The sequence below is a fragment of the Methylobacterium brachiatum genome, from assembly GCF_900113845.1.
Lineage (GTDB): Bacteria > Pseudomonadota > Alphaproteobacteria > Rhizobiales > Beijerinckiaceae > Methylobacterium > Methylobacterium brachiatum.
Genome location: NZ_FOQW01000002.1, coordinates 338,080 through 353,825 on the forward strand (window position 1 = coordinate 338,080; position 15,746 = coordinate 353,825).

A 15,746-nucleotide genomic window follows, 5' to 3' on the forward strand; every position below is an offset into this window, starting at 1 on the left:
GGACGGTCAGGCCGCCGGGTTGATGGGCTGATGCAGCCCCTTCGGCGAGACCGTGAAGATCTCGACGCCCGTCTCGGTCACCGCCACCGTGTGCTCGAACTGGGCCGAGAGCGAGCGGTCCCGGGTCACCGCGGTCCAGCCGTCGCCCAGCACCTTCACGGCCGGACGGCCGAGATTGATCATCGGCTCGATGGTGAAGAACTGGCCGGGCTTCAGCGGCACGTCGTAGCTCGCCTCGACGTAGTGCAGGATGGTCGGGGCGTCGTGGTAGATCCGCCCGAGGCCGTGGCCGCAGAAGTCGCGCACCACCGAGCAGCGCTCGCTCTCGGCATAGGTCTGGATCGCCCGGCCGATATCGTTGGTGAAGCCGCCCGGCTTCACCGCCGCCACGCCGCGCATCAGCGCCTCGTAGGTGATCTCGCACAGGCGCTGCGCCTTGCGGGGGACCTCGCCGACATAGGCCATCCGGCTCGAATCGCCGTGCCAGCCGTCGAGGATCAGGCAGCAATCGAGATTGACGATGTCGCCCTCGCGCAGGGGCTTGTCGTTCGGGATGCCGTGGCAGACGACGTGGTTGATCGAGGTGCAGATCGACTTGGGATAGCCGCGATAGAGCAGCGACGCCGGATAGGCGCCGTGATCCATGGCGAACTCGTAGGCGAGCTTGTCGAGCTCCTCGGTGGTGACGCCGGGCTGGGTCGCCTCCATCAGGACGTCCAGGGCCTCGGCGGTCAGGCGGCCGGCCCGGCGCATGCCCTCGAATCCCTCCGGGCCGTGGATCGGCGGCTCCGGCGCCCGGCGCGTGCCCTGCGCGGTGGCCTGTTCCTGTTGCATCGTCGAGACTTTTTGCGGCGTCGTAAATCGGCTGTCGGACCTATGTACGGTGCCGGGCGCGGCAGGCCAAGCCGCCGGCACCCGGCGGCGCGCGGGTGCGCGGCTCGGGAGGCTTGCGCCGGCCGCGGGGCTGGCGGCATAAGCGGGCGCGAGACGCCCCGGAGCGTCCGGGCAGATTCGCCCCAGCGGACGGGCGCAGGGCAGGCGAGGGCCGTATGGCAGGCAAGGCGGTACCGCACTTCCACAACGAGCCGGGCGTGCCCGTGATCGCGGTCGGGGTGAAGGAATTCATGTGCATCGGCGCGCTGCCGCCGTTCGACCACCCGCACGTGTTCCTCGACATGGGCGCCGACACCGAGATCATCTGCCAGTACTGCTCGACGCTCTATCGCTACCGCGCCGGCCTGAAGGCCGACGAGGCCGATCCGCAGGCCTGCGTCTGGCACGACGCCGCCGCCGTCGCCGCGGAGTAGCGCACCCTCCCTTGCCCTCGGACAGTCGAACGCCCTTGGAGATCGGGATCGTCGGGGCCGGGATCGGCGGTCTGACCGCGGCCCTGGCCCTGTCGGATGCCGGCCACGCCGTCACGGTGATCGAGCGCCGCACCGGTTTCAGCGAAGTCGGGGCCGGGATCCAGATCTCCCCGAATGCCAGCCGGGTGCTGGCCGATCTCGGCCTCTCGGCGGCCCTGCGTCGCGCCGCGAGCGAGCCGCCTGCAGTGGAGGTCCGCGCCCTCGACAGCGGCCGCCGGATCGGCGGCGTCAGCCTCGGCGCGGCGGCGCAGCAGCGCTTCGGCGCGCCCTATTACGTGATCCACCGGGCCGACCTGCAGACCCTGCTGCTCGACGCCCTGCGCAGCCGTCCGGCGATCCGCCTGATGATGGGCCGCGACATCACCGGCCTGGCCGAGACCGATTCCGGCGCCGTGCTCACCGCGGAAAGCAGCGGCGGCGCGCAGGCCCTGCCGTTCGACCTCGTGATCGGGGCCGACGGGTTGCGCTCGCGCCTGCGCGGCCATCTCGACGCGGCGCCCCTGAGGCCGGGCCGGGCGGCGGCCTGGCGCGCGCTGATCCCCAGCGAGGCGGTGCCCGAGGCGTTCCAGGGCCCGGCCACGGGCCTCTGGCTCGGCCGGGGCCGGCACGTGGTGCATTACCCGGTGCGCGGCGGCCGCTTCCTGAACGTCGTCGCGGTGGTGCCCGAGGCGGTGGGCGACGAGGATTGGGGGCGCCTCGGCGAGCCCGCCGTGCTGCGCGCGCATCTGCGCGGCTGCGCCGGCCCCTTGCGCGACCTGCTGAGCCTGCCCGATTCCTGGCTGGTCTGGTCGCTGGCCGACCGGGCGGTGGCGCGCCCGCTGGCCGCCGGCCGGGTGGCGTTGCTCGGCGACGCGGCGCACCCGGTCCTGCCCTACCTGGCGCAGGGCGCGGCCCTGGCGATCGAGGATGCCGCCGTGCTCCGGCGGGCGCTCGCCGACCATGCGGACGTCGCCGCCGCGCTCGCCGCATATACGGCCGACCGGACCGCCCGGGTGCGGCGCGTTCAATGGGCCGCCCGCTCCAACGGCCGGACCTACCATGCCGGCCGCCTGATGGGCTTTGCCCGGAACATGGTGATGCGCCGCCTCGGCCCCGACGGCATGCGCGACCGCTACGCCTGGCTCTACGGCTGGACGCCCCCCGCTTGATCGCGCGCGCCTGCGCGGCTACCGAGGGACCCATGCGGACGTGGCGGAACCGGTAGACGCACGAGACTTAAAATCTTGCGGCCGCAAGGCCGTGCGGGTTCGAGTCCCGCCGTCCGCACCAAGCGTCTCAGACCCGATCGCTCGGCCGATGCGGCGTCGGCGCCTACCAGACCGCTTCCGATGGTTTGGACCGACGCAAATCCCTTTTTCCCCTCATTCTCGAAAACTCGCGGCAGCGGGCCTCGACGGAGCCCTTCGGAAGCCGCGCGATTTCGGGAGGCCGTGTTCGAGGCCCCCTCTGCTCCGTCGCCTCAGGATGGCGGGTTGGGTGGGAGGGGCGGCAGAGGCCCACTTCACGACCGACCGGAAGCCCTTACCGCTCCGCCGCCCGGATCGGCCTGGCCTGGGGCGTGGGCTTCACGCGCTCGATCGTCTGGCCGTCGCGCAGCTCCGGGGGCGGGCTGAAGACGATGTGGCTGTCGGCCGCCAAGCCCGATTCGAGTTCGAGCACCCGCCCGAGATCGCGCCGCACCTTGATCGTCCGCCAGGTCACCCGGTCGTCCTCGCCGACCTTGGCGACCTGGAGGCCGTTGCTCTTGAACACCGTCGCCTCGGCCGGGACCGAGACGCTCTCCTCGGTGCGCGGGATCTTCAGGGTCACGGCCGCGTAGAGCCCCGCTCGCAGGGCCCGGTCGGGGTTGGGCACGTCGACCTGCGTGGTCAGGGTGCGCGAGGCGGCGTTGAGCGCCACCGAGCTGCGCTCGACGAAGCCGCCGAAGCGCCGCCCCGGGATCTGGGGCACGCTGATCTCGGCCTGGACGCCCGGCTTGACGCCGACCGCATCGTTCTGCGGCACGTTCACGGTGATGCGGAGGGTGCTGTCCTGGTCCATGCTGAGCAGCGGCGTGCCGCCATTGTCGGCTTTGACCAGATCGCCGACATCGACGTTGCGGGTCGTGACCACGCCGTCGAACGGCGCGACCACCCGCTCGAACGCGGTGAGCGCCTTCAGCCGCTCGACCACCGCCTCCTGCGACTTGATGTTGGCGGTGGCGACCTTCACCCCCGCCTCGGCGGCCGCCAGGGTCGCGGCCTGCGACAGGACGCCGGCCTGCGACGTGTCGGCATTCTGGCGCGAGGCCCAGCCCTGGACCGCCAGGGTCGAGGTGCGGTTGTTGGTCAGGTTCGCGAGATTGACGTTGGCGCGGGCCTGCTCGACCTGCGCCTGGGCCTGGAGCAATTGCGCCCGCAGCTGGCCGACCTGCGCCTCGGCCTGGACGAGCTGCTGGTCGAGATCCGGGGCGGCGATGCGCAGGAGCAGGTCGCCGGCCTTGACGCGGGAGCCGATATCGACCCGCCGCTCGGCGATGTAGCCGGTGGCGCGGGCGGCGATCGACGCGGTGGCGAAGGCCTGGGTCTCGCCCGGCAGGGTGAGATCGAGCGGCCCGTCCGCCCGTTCCGCCACGATGGTGCGCAGCTGGGGCACCAGGGTCTTGATCCCCTCCAGCGTTGCGGTGGCCTCGACGTCCCGCTGCCAGTGATTGTAGGCGCCGTAACCGAGCAGGCCGGCGGCCACCAGCGCGACCAGGAGGAACGGGGCGAATCCGGGCGCCGGGGGAATCTCTCGGGTGTCGCCCTGCGCCGCGTCGTGCGCCTTCATCGATCGGCTCTCCACCCCGAGCAGCGCCCGGCTCGGACCAGGGTAGCGGGCAAAGTCCGTGCCGACCAGCGCGAGGCTTCGACGCAGCGGGCGCTAGCGCGCCGCCGGACCTTGCAGGCGCAGGCGCCCGCTGAGGCGCTTGTGCAGGTGGACCATCAGGGCGATCCCGAACAGCGGGGTCAGCAGGTTGAGGATCGGCACGACCATCATCGCCGACATCAGGCAGCCCGCGCTGAGCGTGCGCACCGCGAAGGTCCGGCGCATCGCGGCGGCCTCGGGCAACGGCCGGAACCGGGCCGCCGCCATCTCGAAATATTCCCGGGCCAGCAGGTAGGCGTTGGCGCCGAAGAACGCCGCGATCCCGATCACCGGCACGAAGAAGATCACCAGGGCCGCCAGGTTGACCAGCAGGGTCACACCCGCGAAGCGCACCGCGTAGAACATCGCGGTGCCGAGCGGCATCGGCCGGCCCGGGGGATCGTTCGGGAAATCCGTGCGCTCGACGATCGCGGCGGCGTCGTCGAGGAAGAAGCCCGCCACCAGGATCGAGATCGCCGGCATGAGATAGGCCAGAACCACGAACAGGCCGAACCCGGCCAGGTAGTAGGCGAGGCTGTCGAGGATCGGGTACTGGGCGGAGATGTGGTGGCTCGCCTGGAAGGCCTGGACCAGACGGGTCAGGCCGAGCCACAGCAGGACCAGGAGCCCGAGCGTCAGGCCCAGGGACTTCCACAGGATCGCCCGCAGGGGCGGGGAGAAGGTCTGGCGCAAAGCCGCCGCGGCGGACTCGACGATCATCGGGCGGGGTTTCCGGCTTGCGAGCGCGCCGCCGGGGGAACCCGCAGGGACGCATGAGGTCGGGATTCGGGCGCCGGACCCGGCGCGGCAGCGTTGTGAAGGGGTGCGGCCACCGGCGCAAGGCCGGGCGCCGCCGCACCGGAGCGAGCGGACAGGAGCGCGCGTGCAGGACGCCAGGATGACGGCCTCGACCTCGACGACTTCCCCCCGGGCAGCCGAGCGGCACTCGGCGGACCCGCCGCGCGGGCCCGATTACCGGCCGCGCCTCGCGCCGCTGCCCCAGGATCCGGAGGTGCTGGTGATCGGCGCCGGCGCGGCCGGCATCGGGGCGGCCCGTTCCCTCGTCGAGCGCGGCGTGCGGGTGGCGGTGCTGGAGGCGCGCGACCGGATCGGCGGCCGGGCCTTCACGGTGTCGGTACGCGGCCACGCCCTCGATCTGGGCGCCCACTGGCTCCATGCCGGGCCGATCAACCCGCTGGTGGCCCTCGGCCGGGCGCGCGGGGAGCGCCTGAAGCTCGCGCCCCAGGAAAGCCATGTCTGGGTCGACCGCCGCCGGGGCCGCCCCGACGAGGTCCGGGCCAATGCCCGCGCCTTCGACCGGGCCGACCGGGCGATGACCCGCGGCGCCGCGCAGCCGGGGCCGGACCGGCCGGCGGGAAGCGCCCTGCCGCCGGGCCTCGGCCCCTGGGGATCCCGGGTGGCGCAGGTCCACGGCCTGGTCTCGGGCCGGCCGCTCGGCGAGGTGTCGCTGCACGACTTCCCGAGCCTCGAATACAGCGAGAACTTTTTCCTGGCCGGGGGCTACGGCAATTACCTCGCCCGGCTCGCCAACGACCTGCCGGTGGCGCTCTCGAGCCCCGTGACCCGCATCGACTGGTCGGACGGGCGCGTGCGCGTGGAGACCGCCGGCGGCGCGGAATACCGGGCCCGGGCGGTGATCGTGACGGTGCCGGTCATGGTGCTGCGCGACGGGCCCTCCTTCTCGCCGCCGCTGCCGAACGCGGTCCGGGCGGCGATCGACGGCTTCTCCACCGGCCTCTACGAGCACGCCGTGCTGCACTGGCCGTCGAGCCCGTTCCAGGGCCGCGACCGGCTGGCGGCGATCCACGGCACGCGGCGCTCGCCCCCCGGACTGCTCACCCGCATCGACGGCACGCCGTTCCACTATTACGAGCTCGACGTGCACGAGGCCGAGGCACTCGACGCGGCCGGGTCCGGGCCCGACGGCGTGCGCCGCCACGTCCGCTCGGTCCTGGCCGAGCAGTTCGGCCGGGCGCGGCTGCGCGACCTGACCATCCCGGCGGTGAGCGCCTGGCGGCATGATCCGTGGGCGCGCGGCTCCTGGGCGGTGGTGCCCCCCGGCCACGCACCGGCCCGCGCGTTCCTGCAGGCGCCGCTCGCCGACACGGTCTGGTTCGCCGGGGAGGCGCTGTCGCGGCTGCAATGGGGCACGGTCGGGGGCGCCTACGAGGAGGGCACCCGCGCCGCCGCGGGCGCGGCCGAGCGTATCCGCGCGGGCACAGGCTGAGGCGCATGCGCGCCGCCCGCCGCCGCGCGTCTTGCCGGAGCCCGGCGGGACAGGCATCCCGCTCAAGCTCGGAAGCTGGCGGAGGCGCGCGTGGATTGGATTGAGGCGATCGGCTACCTCGGTACCGCGCTGACCATCTCGGCCTCGGCGATGAGCACCATGATCCCGCTGCGGATCATCTCGCTCTGCGCCAGCTGCGCGGTGATCACCTACGGGATCCTGATCGGCAGCATGCCGGTGGTGCTCACCGAGGCAATCCAGATCCCGTTCAACGCCTACCGGCTCTGGCAGATGATGCGCCTGGTGCGCGACGTCGAGACTGCCGCCGACGGCAACCTCTCCCTCGAATGGCTGCGCCCGTTCGGGTCGCAGCGCCGATTCGGGATCGGCGAGGTGGTGTTCCGCAAGGGGGATGCCGCGGGCGAGATGTACTACGTCGAGAGCGGCGCGTTCCGGATCCCCGAGGTCGGGATCGAGGTGCGCAAGGGCGGGATCGTCGGCGAGCTCGGCCTGCTCGCGCCCGGCAATACCCGGACCGCCTCGCTGATCTGCATCGAGGCCGGCAATGCGCTGTGCGTGTCCTATTCCGACGTGAAGCAGCTCTATTACCAGAACCCGGAATTCGGGTTCTACTTCCTCAAGCTGACCAGCGAGCGCCTGTTCCAAAGCGTCCAGACCGCCCCGCAGCCTGTGGCCGCCCGCGGCGACGCGCTGTAGCGCCGCCGCTCGGGATCAGAGCATGCTCGGCAGGATCCGGTCCGGCGGCCGGTGGCCGTCCATGAAGGTCTTGATGTTGATGATGACCTTCTCGCCCATGTCGGTGCGGCTCTCGTAGGTGGCCGAGCCCATATGGGGCAGCAGCACGACCTTGCCCTGGCGGGCGAGCTTCACCAGGCGCGGGCTCACCGCCGGCTCCTGCTCGAACACGTCGAGACCGGCCGCCGAGACGTCGCCCGCCTCGATCAGCCGGGCGAGGGCGTTCTCGTCGATCACTTCGCCGCGCGCGGTGTTGACCACGATCGCCTCGGGCTTGAGCAGCTTGAGCCGACGGGCCGAGAGCAGGTGGTAGGTCGCGGGCGTATGCGGGCAGTTCACCGACACGATGTCGACCCGGGCCAGCATCTGGTCGAGGGATTCCCAGTAGGTCGCGTCGAGCGCGCTCTCAATCGCGGCCGGGACCCGGCGGCGGTTGTGATAATGGACCTGGAGGCCAAAGGCGCGGGCACGCTTGGCGAGCGCCTGGCCGATCCGGCCCATGCCGACGATGCCGAGCCGCTTGCCGGTGATCCGCCGGCCGAGCATCCAGGTCGGCGACCAGCCCGTGGTCCAGTCGTCATCCGGGATGATCCGGGCGCCCTCGGTGACCCGGCGGGCCACCGCCAGGATGAGCGCCATGGTCATGTCGGCGGTGTCCTCGGTCAGGACGCCGGGGGTGTTGGTGACCGTGATGCCGCGCTCGAGGGCGGCGGCGACGTCGATATGGTCGACGCCGTTGCCGAAATTCGCGATCAGCCGCAGGTTCGGGCCGGCCTGGGCCAGCAGTCCGGCATCGATCTCGTCGGTGACGGTCGGGACCAGCACGTCGGCCTCGCGCAGGGCCGCCGCGAGGGCGTCCGGCGGCATCGCGGAATCGTCGGGACTGAGCCGCACGTCGAACAGCTCGCGCATCCGCGTCTCGACGGCATCCGGCAGGCGCCGCGTCACGACCACCAGCGGCTTGCGCTTCGACACGTCTCTCTCCCCGTCAGCCTCGCGGCCGTGTTGGCGATCCCCGCCCGGCGGCCCAGATCCGGACCATCCGCGGCAAGCGTCCGTTAACCGAACTCGGCCAGACAGGTCGGGTGCGAGGCACCTGTCCCGGAGCCTGTTCCGACCCGTCGGCCTCTCTACCAGAGGTGGGCCGGAACACAATCGGAAGCCGCCTGCCACGGGGCCGCGCCGTCGCGATCCGGGCGACCGCGCAGCGTCTCGCCGGGCGGTGCCGGATGCGGGATCGAGAACCCGAGCGGATCGGCCCCAGACGAGTCCGCGCGGCAACGTTCCATGGGGGTAGGGAGAGGACCATGCGCGCGTCACGCCTCAGCTTCGCCGTCGCGGCTTTGCTCCTGAGCGGTTTGTCCTTCGCGAACGCGGCCCCGCCGCCCTCCGCGCCGGAGACCGGCATCGGCCCCGTCACCAAGCTGCCGCTGCCCCGCTACGCCAGCCTCAAGACCGACCGCGTCAACCTGCGCGAAGGGCCCTCCAAGGATCACCGCACCCTGTGGGTGTTCCAGCGCGCCGGCCTGCCGGTGGAGATCGTCGGCGAGTTCGAGACCTGGCGGCGGATCCGCGACTCGGAGGGCACCGAGGGTTGGGTGCTGCATTCCCTTCTGTCGGGACGGCGCACCGCGATCGTGAATGCCGGCCCCGACAAGGGCGCCGAGAAGGCCGCGATCTCGCTGCGCGCCAAGGCCGACGAGGGCGCCGAGGACGAGGCCCGGCTCCAGACCGGCGTCATCGGCAACGTGAAGAGCTGCACCGGCACCTGGTGCCGCCTGATCGTCGCCCTGCCCAACCGCCGGGACGTGGACGGCTATATCCGCCAGAACCGCCTCTGGGGCGTCTATCCGAACGAGGTGGTGGAGTAAGGTTTTTCGTTTCCGGGGGAGGGGCGCCGGGCAACGCCGTTTGGCTCAATTCGACGACCAGATCTGCGCCGCGCCTTCCCCCCCCATCCTGACGTGGCGGCGGAGCGTCGCCAGGGAAGGGGCCCTCAAGACCCGCGCAAGCTCTGGAGCCCTCCTTCAAGGCCTCCGCTGCGCTCCGTCGCCTCGGGATGAGGGGGAGGGGTGGGATAGGCGCTTTTCGGAACGGTCTGCCGCGGTTCGGTTGAGGACCGGCAGGCGCTCGCCTCCGCGAGGCGCAGGCTTTTCACCCGCACGCGCCGCAATGCTGACACCCTCGCTCGTGCAGACCGCGACACGCCCCCCCTCTCCCGAGCGGGAGAGGGTTGGGGTGAGGGGACAGGTCTATACGGAGAGGTCGCATCCCTCGCCCTGTCCCTCTCCCGTACGGGAGGGTGGACCCGCGATGCATCCGGAAACGACCGATGCGCAACAAAAAAGCCGCCCGAAACCGGGCGGCTTGATCTCGACGCGAGCGGCCGAAGCCCTCGAAAAAATCAGCTCTGGCGGCGGCCGGCGGGGCGAGCGCGGCGCAGACGGACGATCACCTCGACGCCGGCGATCTCCATGCCCTCGGGGGCCTCGGGCAGCGAATCGACCGTGATGCCGCAATCCGGCATGTCGATCACCTGGTTCTCGTCCTCGAGGTAGAAGTGGTGGTGCTCGCTCGGGTTCGTGTCGAAATAGGCCTTCGACCCGTCGAGCGCGAGCTGGCGCAGCAGGCCGGCTTCGGTGAACTGATGGAGCGTGTTGTAGACGGTGGCCAGAGAGACCGGCACCTTGGCGCGCATCGCCTCGTCGTACAGCATCTCGGCGGTCAGGTGGCGGTCGCCGCGGCCGAACAGGAGCCAGCCGAGGGACAGGCGCTGACGGGTCGGACGCAGGCCGGCCCGGCGCAGACGGTCGCGCAGGTCCGACAGCGGACAGCCGCGGCGCGGCATCCCGTTGGCTTCCAGCTGGGGGGCGGGCACCCGGCCGTTGAGGATCGCCTGGAGTGGCAGCAGTTCGGACATTTTGGGACTGAACGCTCGACGAGGACCCTGAAGGAATGGGATTCGTTGCATTATATGGAAGTGGTCATCCGGTCGCAACCCGAGCCGCCTCGGACCCGGTGCGAAGTCGTTGATGGCTTTGAAGGCGCTGCGCCCCGTGCTAACCCGCGCGCCGAAGAACCGGGCGACTGGCGCATGGCGCGCACCCGCCCCGTCAAGAGAGTCCAGAGGAAACAGCCACCTTCATGCCGACAGACGCCGAGACGCCAGAACAGGCCGCGAGCCGCAAGTCGCACTATTCCTACGAGGATCTACTGGCCTGCGGGCGCGGCGAACTCTTCGGCGCGGGCAATGCACAGCTTCCGCTGCCGCCGATGCTGATGTTCGACCGCATCACCAGCATCGGCCAGGAGGGCGGTGCCCACGGCAAGGGCCATGTCACGGCCGAGCTCGACATCCGTCCCGACCTCTGGTTCTTCCCCTGCCACTTCCAGGGCGACCCGGTGATGCCGGGCTGCCTCGGGCTCGACGCCCTGTGGCAGATGCTGGGCTTCCATCTGGGCTGGCTCGGTTCGCCGGGCCGCGGCCGGGCGCTCGGCGTCGGCGAGGTGAAGCTCGCCGGCCAGGTCCTGCCGACCATGAAGAAGGTCGTCTACAACGTCGACGTGAAGCGCGTCCGCCAGGGCAAGCTGGTGCTGGGCATCGGCGACGGCTGGCTGGAGGCCGACGGCGAGCGGGTCTATCAGGTCCAGGATATGCGGGTCGGCCTGTTCCAGAGCTGATCGAGCCCGGTTCGGGGGCGTCTTTCGCATCCGGCGGCAACGCCGGACGCCCTCGGCAGTTGAGATTATGTCCGCGTCACCTTAGCTGACCGGGACGCGGCGCGGGCGACCGACGCCGCGACGGAGGAATCGTCACGACCATGCGCCGCGTCGTCATCACCGGGATGGGCATCGTCTCGTCCATCGGCAACAATCCGCAGGAGGTCCTGACCTCCCTCCGTGAGGCGCGCTCGGGCATCGCGCGCGACGCGAGCTATGCCGAGCACCATTTCCGCAGCCAGGTGTCGGGCCGGCCCAGCCTCGATCCCGAGGGGGTCGTGGACCGGCGCGCCATGCGCTTCCACGGCGGCGGATCCGCTTGGAACCACGTCGCCATGGATCAGGCGATCCAGGATTCCGGCCTCGAACAGGCCGACATCTCGCATGAGCGCACCGGCATCATCATGGGCTCGGGCGGCCCCTCGACCCGGGTGATCGTCGACGCCGCCGCCATCACCCGCGACAAGGGGCCGAAGCGGATCGGTCCCTTCGCTGTCCCGAAGGCCATGTCTTCGACCGCCTCGGCGACGCTGGCGACCTGGTTCAAGATCCGCGGCGTGAACTACTCGATCTCGTCGGCCTGCGCGACGTCCAACCATTGCATCGGCAACGCCGCGGAGATCATCCAGGGCGGCCGGCAGGACGTCATCTTCGCCGGCGGCTGCGAGGATCTCGACTGGACGCTCTCGGCCCTGTTCGACGCCATGGGCGCCATGTCGTCGAAGTACAACGACACCCCGGCCCGGGCCTCCCGCGCCTACGACGCCAACCGTGACGGCTTCGTCATCGCCGGCGGCGCCGGCGTGCTGGTCCTCGAGGAGCTGGAGCACGCCAAGGCCCGCGGCGCGAAGATCTACGGCGAGGTCGCCGGCTACGGCGCCACCTCGGACGGCCACGACATGGTCGCCCCGTCCGGTGAGGGCGCGGTGCGCTGCATGCGCCAGGCGATGGAAAGCCTGAAGGGCGCGCGGATCGACTACATCAACCCGCACGCGACCTCGACGCCCGTCGGCGACGACAAGGAGATCGAGGCGATTCGCGAGGTGTTCGGCCGCGGCGAGGATTGCCCGCCGATCTCGGCGACCAAGTCGCTGACCGGCCATTCGCTGGGCGCCACCGGCGTGCAGGAGGCGATCTACAGCCTCCTGATGATGCAGAACGACTTCATCTGCGAGAGCGCGCATATCGACACGATCGATCCCGCCTTCGCCGACATGCCTATCCTGCGCCAGCGCCGGGACGAGGCCAAGCTCGGCCACGTCCTGACCAACTCCTTCGGCTTCGGCGGCACCAACGCCACCCTGGTCCTGAAGCACGTAGACGCTTGACAGTCTCATTTCGGAACCACCCCGTGAGAGGCGGCGTTTACCGTCCGTTGAATGGGGTGGTGACCATGGGTACGTTCCTGATCGGTGCACTGAGCGGCCTGATGATCGCAGGTTGCGCCGCGATCTACGCCAAGCAAGCGCTGATCGAGGAGGCCCGCTCGCATACGGACGGGTATTTCTAGGCGGCCCTTCCACCCTGCGATGAACGCCCCGCCCGCCGGCGGGGCTTTTTTTTGGCCCGATCCCGGGGCCGTGCGGTTTGGAACGCGCGCCAAGCCGCGCTAAGGCACCTGCGTCGCGGTGCCGTCGTTCACCGCATCGCGGCCCGTTCCGGTTTCCCCGGCGCGGCGTGCTCGTACGGAATGTGAGTCGGCATGACAGGTTTGATGGCGGGCAAGCGCGGCCTGATCATGGGCGTCGCCAACGATCACTCGATCGCCTGGGGCATCGCCCGGACCCTCCACGCCCACGGCGCCAAGCTCGCCTTCACGTATCAGGGCGAGGCCCTGGGCCGGCGGGTCGCCCCCCTGGCGGCGCGGGTCGATTCGGACATCGTGCTGCCCTGCGACGTGGAGGATATCGCCTCGGTGGATGCCACCTTCGCGGCCCTCGACGAACGCTTCGACGGCGGGCTCGACTTCGTGGTCCACGCCATCGGCTTCTCCGACAAGGCGCAGCTCAAGGGTCGCTACGTCGACGTCACCACCCGCGAGAATTTCGCGCGCACCCTGACGATCTCGTGCTTCTCCTTCACCGAGATCGCCCAGCGGGCCGCCAAGCGGATGACGAAGGGCGGCTCCCTGCTGACCCTCACCTACGGTGGCTCGACCCGGGTCATGCCAAACTACAACGTGATGGGTGTGGCCAAGGCGGCGCTGGAAGCCTCGGTCCGCTATCTGGCGAGCGATCTCGGCCCGGACGGGATCCGGGTCAATGCCCTCTCGGCCGGCCCGATGCGGACGCTGGCCGGCGCCGGCATCGCCGACGCCCGCCTGATGTTCAACCACCAGGCCGCCCACGCTCCGCTGCGCCGCACCGTCAGCCTCGACGATGTCGGCGGCTCGGCCCTCTACCTGCTGTCGCCGCTGTCCGGCGGCGTCACCGGCGAGGTCCATTTCGTCGATGCCGGCTACAACATCATCTCGATGCCGCGCCCCGACGTGCTCCAGGCTCAGGACGCGGCCGGCGTCGTCGGCGATGCCTGAGACCTGAGCCGGCTATTCCTCGGGGATCCGGCCGGGCGGGAGCGGGCCCCGGCCGCGCTCGCGCTCGGTCCGGACCGGGCGCCGCTGACGCTCGGCCCGCACCTCGTCGGGGGTCGGCGGGGCCGAGGGATAATTCGAAGCGAACGGGTTGGGCGGCGCAGACCGCGAGGAGCCGCCGAAGAGCGTGTCGAAAAAGCCCTCCGCGGCCTCCGCATGCGTCGAGGCGACGAGGAGGCCGAGAGCCAGGATCGGGCGAAGGAGCGTCGTCATGCGGCGCCCGTAGCCCGACTTTCCGGCGGATCGGAGGCCGCGCGGGAACCCCGCGGCGCGCGACGGGTTCGCGCTCAACACAACCGCGTGCGTACAGGAGTCGCAATGTCCGAGGTTACCTATCGCATCGTCGAGCACGATGGCGGCTTCGCCTACAAGGTCGGCGACGTGTTCTCCGAGACCTTCCCGAGCCGCGAGGAGGCCCTCCAGGCCGCCCAGGCGGCGGCCGCCGAGCAGCAGGTCCCCGGCTCCACCGAGGGCATCCGCTACCAGGATCAGGCCGGCAGCTGGCACGACGAGACCGCGCAGGGCAGCGATCGCCCCCGCGCCAAGGTTGTGGACTGACCGGAGCGGCGCTGCCGTGGCCTCTGCGAAAGCCACAACCCAGGCGCACACCACGACGAGCCCCAAGCCGGATGCCATCGCCAAGCCCGCGCGTCCCAAGGGCGCGCGGCGCACCACCCCGTCGCCGGAGACCCTGGCGGCTCTGGGACCGGACCGGCTGATCGGCCTGATCCTCGGCGAGACCGCCCGCAATCCCACGTTCAAGAAGCTCGTCACCGCCGCGCTCGCCTCCCTGCAGGGTCCGGACGCCGTGGCGGCGATGATCGACCGCCGCCTGGCCGCGCTCGAATCCGCCCAGGGCTACATCGACTGGCAGAAGCGCAGGGCGTTTGCGGCCGATCTGAACGCCACCGTGACCGTCATCCTCGACGAGCTGCGCCCGCTGGATGCCGGCGCCGCCCTGGAGCGCCTCAAGCGATTTCTCGACGGCGCCGATTCGGTGCTGAACCGGGTCGACGACAGCACCGGCGCGGTGCAGGGCGTCTACGAGCGCGCCACAGAGGCCTTCGTGGCGATCGCGGCCGCCCTGTCGCCCGCGGAGGCGGCGCGGGTCGCCGCCGGCCTCGTCGGCCCCTTCACGGCTGACCCGTTCGGCCCGCTCGGCACGCTTCTGACGGAGATGGTTCCGGCGCTCGATCCGGACACGCTGTCGGAGATCGACACCGCGCTCGCGCAGGCAGCGTCCGGGATGCCGAAGGCCGGCAAGGCCCGCAGCCAGGCCGATCATCGCCACATCGCAGCGAGAGGCCAGATCCTGCGCCAGCGCCAGGTGATCGCCGACCGGCGAAACGACGCCGACGCCTTCATCGCCCTGGAGCGGGAGATCGCCCCCGGCCAGGAGGACCGTCTCTCGATCGCGCAACGGCTGCTCGCCGCCGGTCGAGCCGAGGAGGCGCTCGACTGGATCCGCCGCGAGCAGGAGGCCGGCCTGCGCATCGTCACGCGGGCCGACCTGATCGCAGGGTTCGACCCGCGCGGGCCCGACCGTGCGCGCAAGGCGCTGGAAATCGAGATCCTCGACGCGCTGGGCCGGCGCGAGGAGGCGCAGGCGCTGCGCTGGGCGCTGTTCGAGCGCGATCTCGACACGCCGGTGCTGCGCGCCTACCTCGCCAAGCTGCCGGATTTCGAGGACGAGGAGGCGCTGCTGCGCGCGCTCGATCACGCGGAAGCCTACGGGAATCCGCACCGGGCGCTCGCTTTCCTGGTGGGCTGGCCGGACCTGCCCCGGGCCGCCGGGCTGGTCGAAGAGAAGCGCAAGGTCTGGCTGGGCGAGCACTATTCCGTTCTCACGCCGGCCGCGGAGGCCTTGGTCCAGGATCACCCGCTCGCCGCGACGATCCTGTATCGCCGCCTGCTCGACGGCATCCTCGAATCCGGCCGCAGCGCCGCCTATGCGCACGGCGCCCGATACCTGCTGGAACTCGACGGTCTCGCCGACCGCCTGGCCGCAGGTGCCATCGATCCGTCGCCGGGCGCCTACCGGGAGAGGCTGCGGCGGGACCACGGCCGCAAGCACGCCTTCTGGGGGCTGCTGCGGGACTGAGAATTTTCACGCCGTATCGTCGGGGCGACGCGGGAACGAACCCGGGGCCTTCCGTCACTTCGCAATGACGGCGCGGCG

General features: G+C 71.2%; 17 protein-coding genes and 1 tRNA gene. 12 read left to right on the forward strand and 6 right to left on the reverse strand.

What is annotated here, in order from left to right; all coding sequences use genetic code 11:
* Positions 1-6 precede the first annotated feature (6 nt).
* The gene (gene map, locus BMZ47_RS01535) at positions 7-834 is read right to left on the reverse strand and encodes a type I methionyl aminopeptidase (protein WP_091857823.1); all 828 of its coding nucleotides are present in this window, start codon (positions 832-834) and stop codon (positions 7-9) included.
* Between the two features lie 215 nt (positions 835-1,049).
* Between map and BMZ47_RS01540 the strand changes: the two genes are divergently transcribed.
* From BMZ47_RS01540 to BMZ47_RS01550, 3 genes are all read left to right on the forward strand, one after another.
* On the forward strand, positions 1,050-1,307 hold the full coding sequence (locus BMZ47_RS01540; protein WP_050732645.1) for a zinc-finger domain-containing protein: 258 nt from the start codon (positions 1,050-1,052) through the stop codon (positions 1,305-1,307).
* Between the two features lie 11 nt (positions 1,308-1,318).
* Complete coding sequence (locus BMZ47_RS01545; RefSeq protein ID WP_091857826.1) at positions 1,319-2,515, forward strand: FAD-dependent monooxygenase; 1,197 nt, start codon at positions 1,319-1,321, stop codon at positions 2,513-2,515.
* Between the two features lie 34 nt (positions 2,516-2,549).
* A tRNA-Leu gene (locus BMZ47_RS01550) sits at positions 2,550-2,636 on the forward strand.
* Between the two features lie 252 nt (positions 2,637-2,888).
* On the opposite strand, the gene BMZ47_RS01555 is transcribed toward BMZ47_RS01550, so the two are convergent.
* Positions 2,889-4,175 (reverse strand): efflux RND transporter periplasmic adaptor subunit, encoded by a 1,287-nt coding sequence (locus BMZ47_RS01555; RefSeq protein ID WP_091857828.1) that lies wholly within the window; start codon positions 4,173-4,175, stop codon positions 2,889-2,891.
* 93 nt (positions 4,176-4,268) lie between these two features.
* Positions 4,269-4,973, reverse strand: coding sequence for a sulfate transporter family protein (locus tag BMZ47_RS01560; RefSeq protein WP_091857831.1), 705 nt, complete (start codon positions 4,971-4,973; stop codon positions 4,269-4,271).
* 178 nt (positions 4,974-5,151) lie between these two features.
* On the opposite strand from BMZ47_RS01560, the gene BMZ47_RS01565 reads away from it, so the two are divergent.
* Together BMZ47_RS01565 and BMZ47_RS01570 are read left to right on the forward strand one after the other, a co-directional pair.
* Positions 5,152-6,501 carry a flavin monoamine oxidase family protein gene (locus tag BMZ47_RS01565; protein ID WP_244536717.1) on the forward strand — a complete coding sequence of 450 codons (1,350 nt, stop codon included), beginning with the start codon at positions 5,152-5,154 and terminating at the stop codon, positions 6,499-6,501.
* Between the two features lie 90 nt (positions 6,502-6,591).
* A complete protein-coding gene (locus BMZ47_RS01570) occupies positions 6,592-7,218 on the forward strand; it encodes a cyclic nucleotide-binding domain-containing protein (RefSeq protein ID WP_050732350.1) in 627 nt (208 codons plus the stop codon).
* Positions 7,219-7,233: 15 nt separating this feature from the next.
* On the opposite strand, the gene BMZ47_RS01575 is transcribed toward BMZ47_RS01570, so the two are convergent.
* Positions 7,234-8,232 carry a 2-hydroxyacid dehydrogenase gene (locus tag BMZ47_RS01575; protein ID WP_007559794.1) on the reverse strand — a complete coding sequence of 333 codons (999 nt, stop codon included), beginning with the start codon at positions 8,230-8,232 and terminating at the stop codon, positions 7,234-7,236.
* Positions 8,233-8,564: 332 nt separating this feature from the next.
* On the opposite strand from BMZ47_RS01575, the gene BMZ47_RS01580 reads away from it, so the two are divergent.
* Positions 8,565-9,128, forward strand: coding sequence for an SH3 domain-containing protein (locus tag BMZ47_RS01580; RefSeq protein ID WP_050732348.1), 564 nt, complete (start codon positions 8,565-8,567; stop codon positions 9,126-9,128).
* A 533-nt stretch (positions 9,129-9,661) separates the two neighbouring features.
* On the opposite strand, the gene irr is transcribed toward BMZ47_RS01580, so the two are convergent.
* Positions 9,662-10,177, reverse strand: coding sequence for a Fur family transcriptional regulator Irr (irr, locus tag BMZ47_RS01590; RefSeq protein WP_007559805.1), 516 nt, complete (start codon positions 10,175-10,177; stop codon positions 9,662-9,664).
* Positions 10,178-10,401: 224 nt separating this feature from the next.
* Here irr and fabA point away from each other — a divergent pair, with 224 nt between their 5' ends.
* The 4 genes from fabA (at position 10,402) to fabI (ending at position 13,510) form a co-directional block, all read left to right on the forward strand.
* Positions 10,402-10,938, forward strand: a complete 537-nt coding sequence (gene fabA, locus BMZ47_RS01595) for a 3-hydroxyacyl-[acyl-carrier-protein] dehydratase FabA (RefSeq protein ID WP_007559807.1) — start codon at positions 10,402-10,404, stop codon at positions 10,936-10,938.
* Positions 10,939-11,078: 140 nt separating this feature from the next.
* Positions 11,079-12,305 carry a beta-ketoacyl-ACP synthase I gene (gene fabB, locus BMZ47_RS01600; protein ID WP_091857833.1) on the forward strand — a complete coding sequence of 409 codons (1,227 nt, stop codon included), beginning with the start codon at positions 11,079-11,081 and terminating at the stop codon, positions 12,303-12,305.
* 59 nt (positions 12,306-12,364) lie between these two features.
* Positions 12,365-12,487, forward strand: a complete 123-nt coding sequence (locus BMZ47_RS29085) for a hypothetical protein (protein WP_279596884.1) — start codon at positions 12,365-12,367, stop codon at positions 12,485-12,487.
* A gap of 192 nt (positions 12,488-12,679) precedes the next feature.
* The gene (fabI, locus tag BMZ47_RS01605) at positions 12,680-13,510 is read left to right on the forward strand and encodes an enoyl-ACP reductase FabI (RefSeq protein ID WP_091857836.1); all 831 of its coding nucleotides are present in this window, start codon (positions 12,680-12,682) and stop codon (positions 13,508-13,510) included.
* A 12-nt stretch (positions 13,511-13,522) separates the two neighbouring features.
* Here the strand turns inward: fabI and BMZ47_RS01610 are convergent, their stop codons facing one another.
* Positions 13,523-13,780 carry a hypothetical protein gene (locus BMZ47_RS01610; RefSeq protein WP_091857839.1) on the reverse strand — a complete coding sequence of 86 codons (258 nt, stop codon included), beginning with the start codon at positions 13,778-13,780 and terminating at the stop codon, positions 13,523-13,525.
* Positions 13,781-13,885: 105 nt separating this feature from the next.
* Here BMZ47_RS01610 and BMZ47_RS01615 point away from each other — a divergent pair, with 105 nt between their 5' ends.
* Together BMZ47_RS01615 and BMZ47_RS01620 are read left to right on the forward strand one after the other, a co-directional pair.
* On the forward strand, positions 13,886-14,125 hold the full coding sequence (locus BMZ47_RS01615; protein WP_007559814.1) for a DUF2188 domain-containing protein: 240 nt from the start codon (positions 13,886-13,888) through the stop codon (positions 14,123-14,125).
* A gap of 16 nt (positions 14,126-14,141) precedes the next feature.
* Complete coding sequence (locus tag BMZ47_RS01620; protein ID WP_425285051.1) at positions 14,142-15,668, forward strand: DUF6880 family protein; 1,527 nt, start codon at positions 14,142-14,144, stop codon at positions 15,666-15,668.
* Positions 15,669-15,746 lie beyond the last annotated feature (78 nt).

What these genes read in the sequence shown, in the direction of transcription:
- irr (WP_007559805.1), bottom strand. Translation starts at nt 10,177, where the DNA reads ATGTCCGAACTGCTGCCACTCCAGGCGATCCTCAACGGCCGGGTGCCC.
- fabI (WP_091857836.1), top strand. Translation starts at nt 12,680, where the DNA reads ATGACAGGTTTGATGGCGGGCAAGCGCGGCCTGATCATGGGCGTCGCC.
- BMZ47_RS01580 (WP_050732348.1), top strand. Translation starts at nt 8,565, where the DNA reads ATGCGCGCGTCACGCCTCAGCTTCGCCGTCGCGGCTTTGCTCCTGAGC.
- BMZ47_RS01615 (WP_007559814.1), top strand. Translation starts at nt 13,886, where the DNA reads ATGTCCGAGGTTACCTATCGCATCGTCGAGCACGATGGCGGCTTCGCC.
- BMZ47_RS01560 (WP_091857831.1), bottom strand. Translation starts at nt 4,973, where the DNA reads ATGATCGTCGAGTCCGCCGCGGCGGCTTTGCGCCAGACCTTCTCCCCG.
- map (WP_091857823.1), bottom strand. Translation starts at nt 834, where the DNA reads ATGCAACAGGAACAGGCCACCGCGCAGGGCACGCGCCGGGCGCCGGAG.
- BMZ47_RS01565 (WP_244536717.1), top strand. Translation starts at nt 5,152, where the DNA reads ATGACGGCCTCGACCTCGACGACTTCCCCCCGGGCAGCCGAGCGGCAC.
- fabB (WP_091857833.1), top strand. Translation starts at nt 11,079, where the DNA reads ATGCGCCGCGTCGTCATCACCGGGATGGGCATCGTCTCGTCCATCGGC.
- BMZ47_RS01540 (WP_050732645.1), top strand. Translation starts at nt 1,050, where the DNA reads ATGGCAGGCAAGGCGGTACCGCACTTCCACAACGAGCCGGGCGTGCCC.
- BMZ47_RS01555 (WP_091857828.1), bottom strand. Translation starts at nt 4,175, where the DNA reads ATGAAGGCGCACGACGCGGCGCAGGGCGACACCCGAGAGATTCCCCCG.
- BMZ47_RS01610 (WP_091857839.1), bottom strand. Translation starts at nt 13,780, where the DNA reads ATGACGACGCTCCTTCGCCCGATCCTGGCTCTCGGCCTCCTCGTCGCC.
- fabA (WP_007559807.1), top strand. Translation starts at nt 10,402, where the DNA reads ATGCCGACAGACGCCGAGACGCCAGAACAGGCCGCGAGCCGCAAGTCG.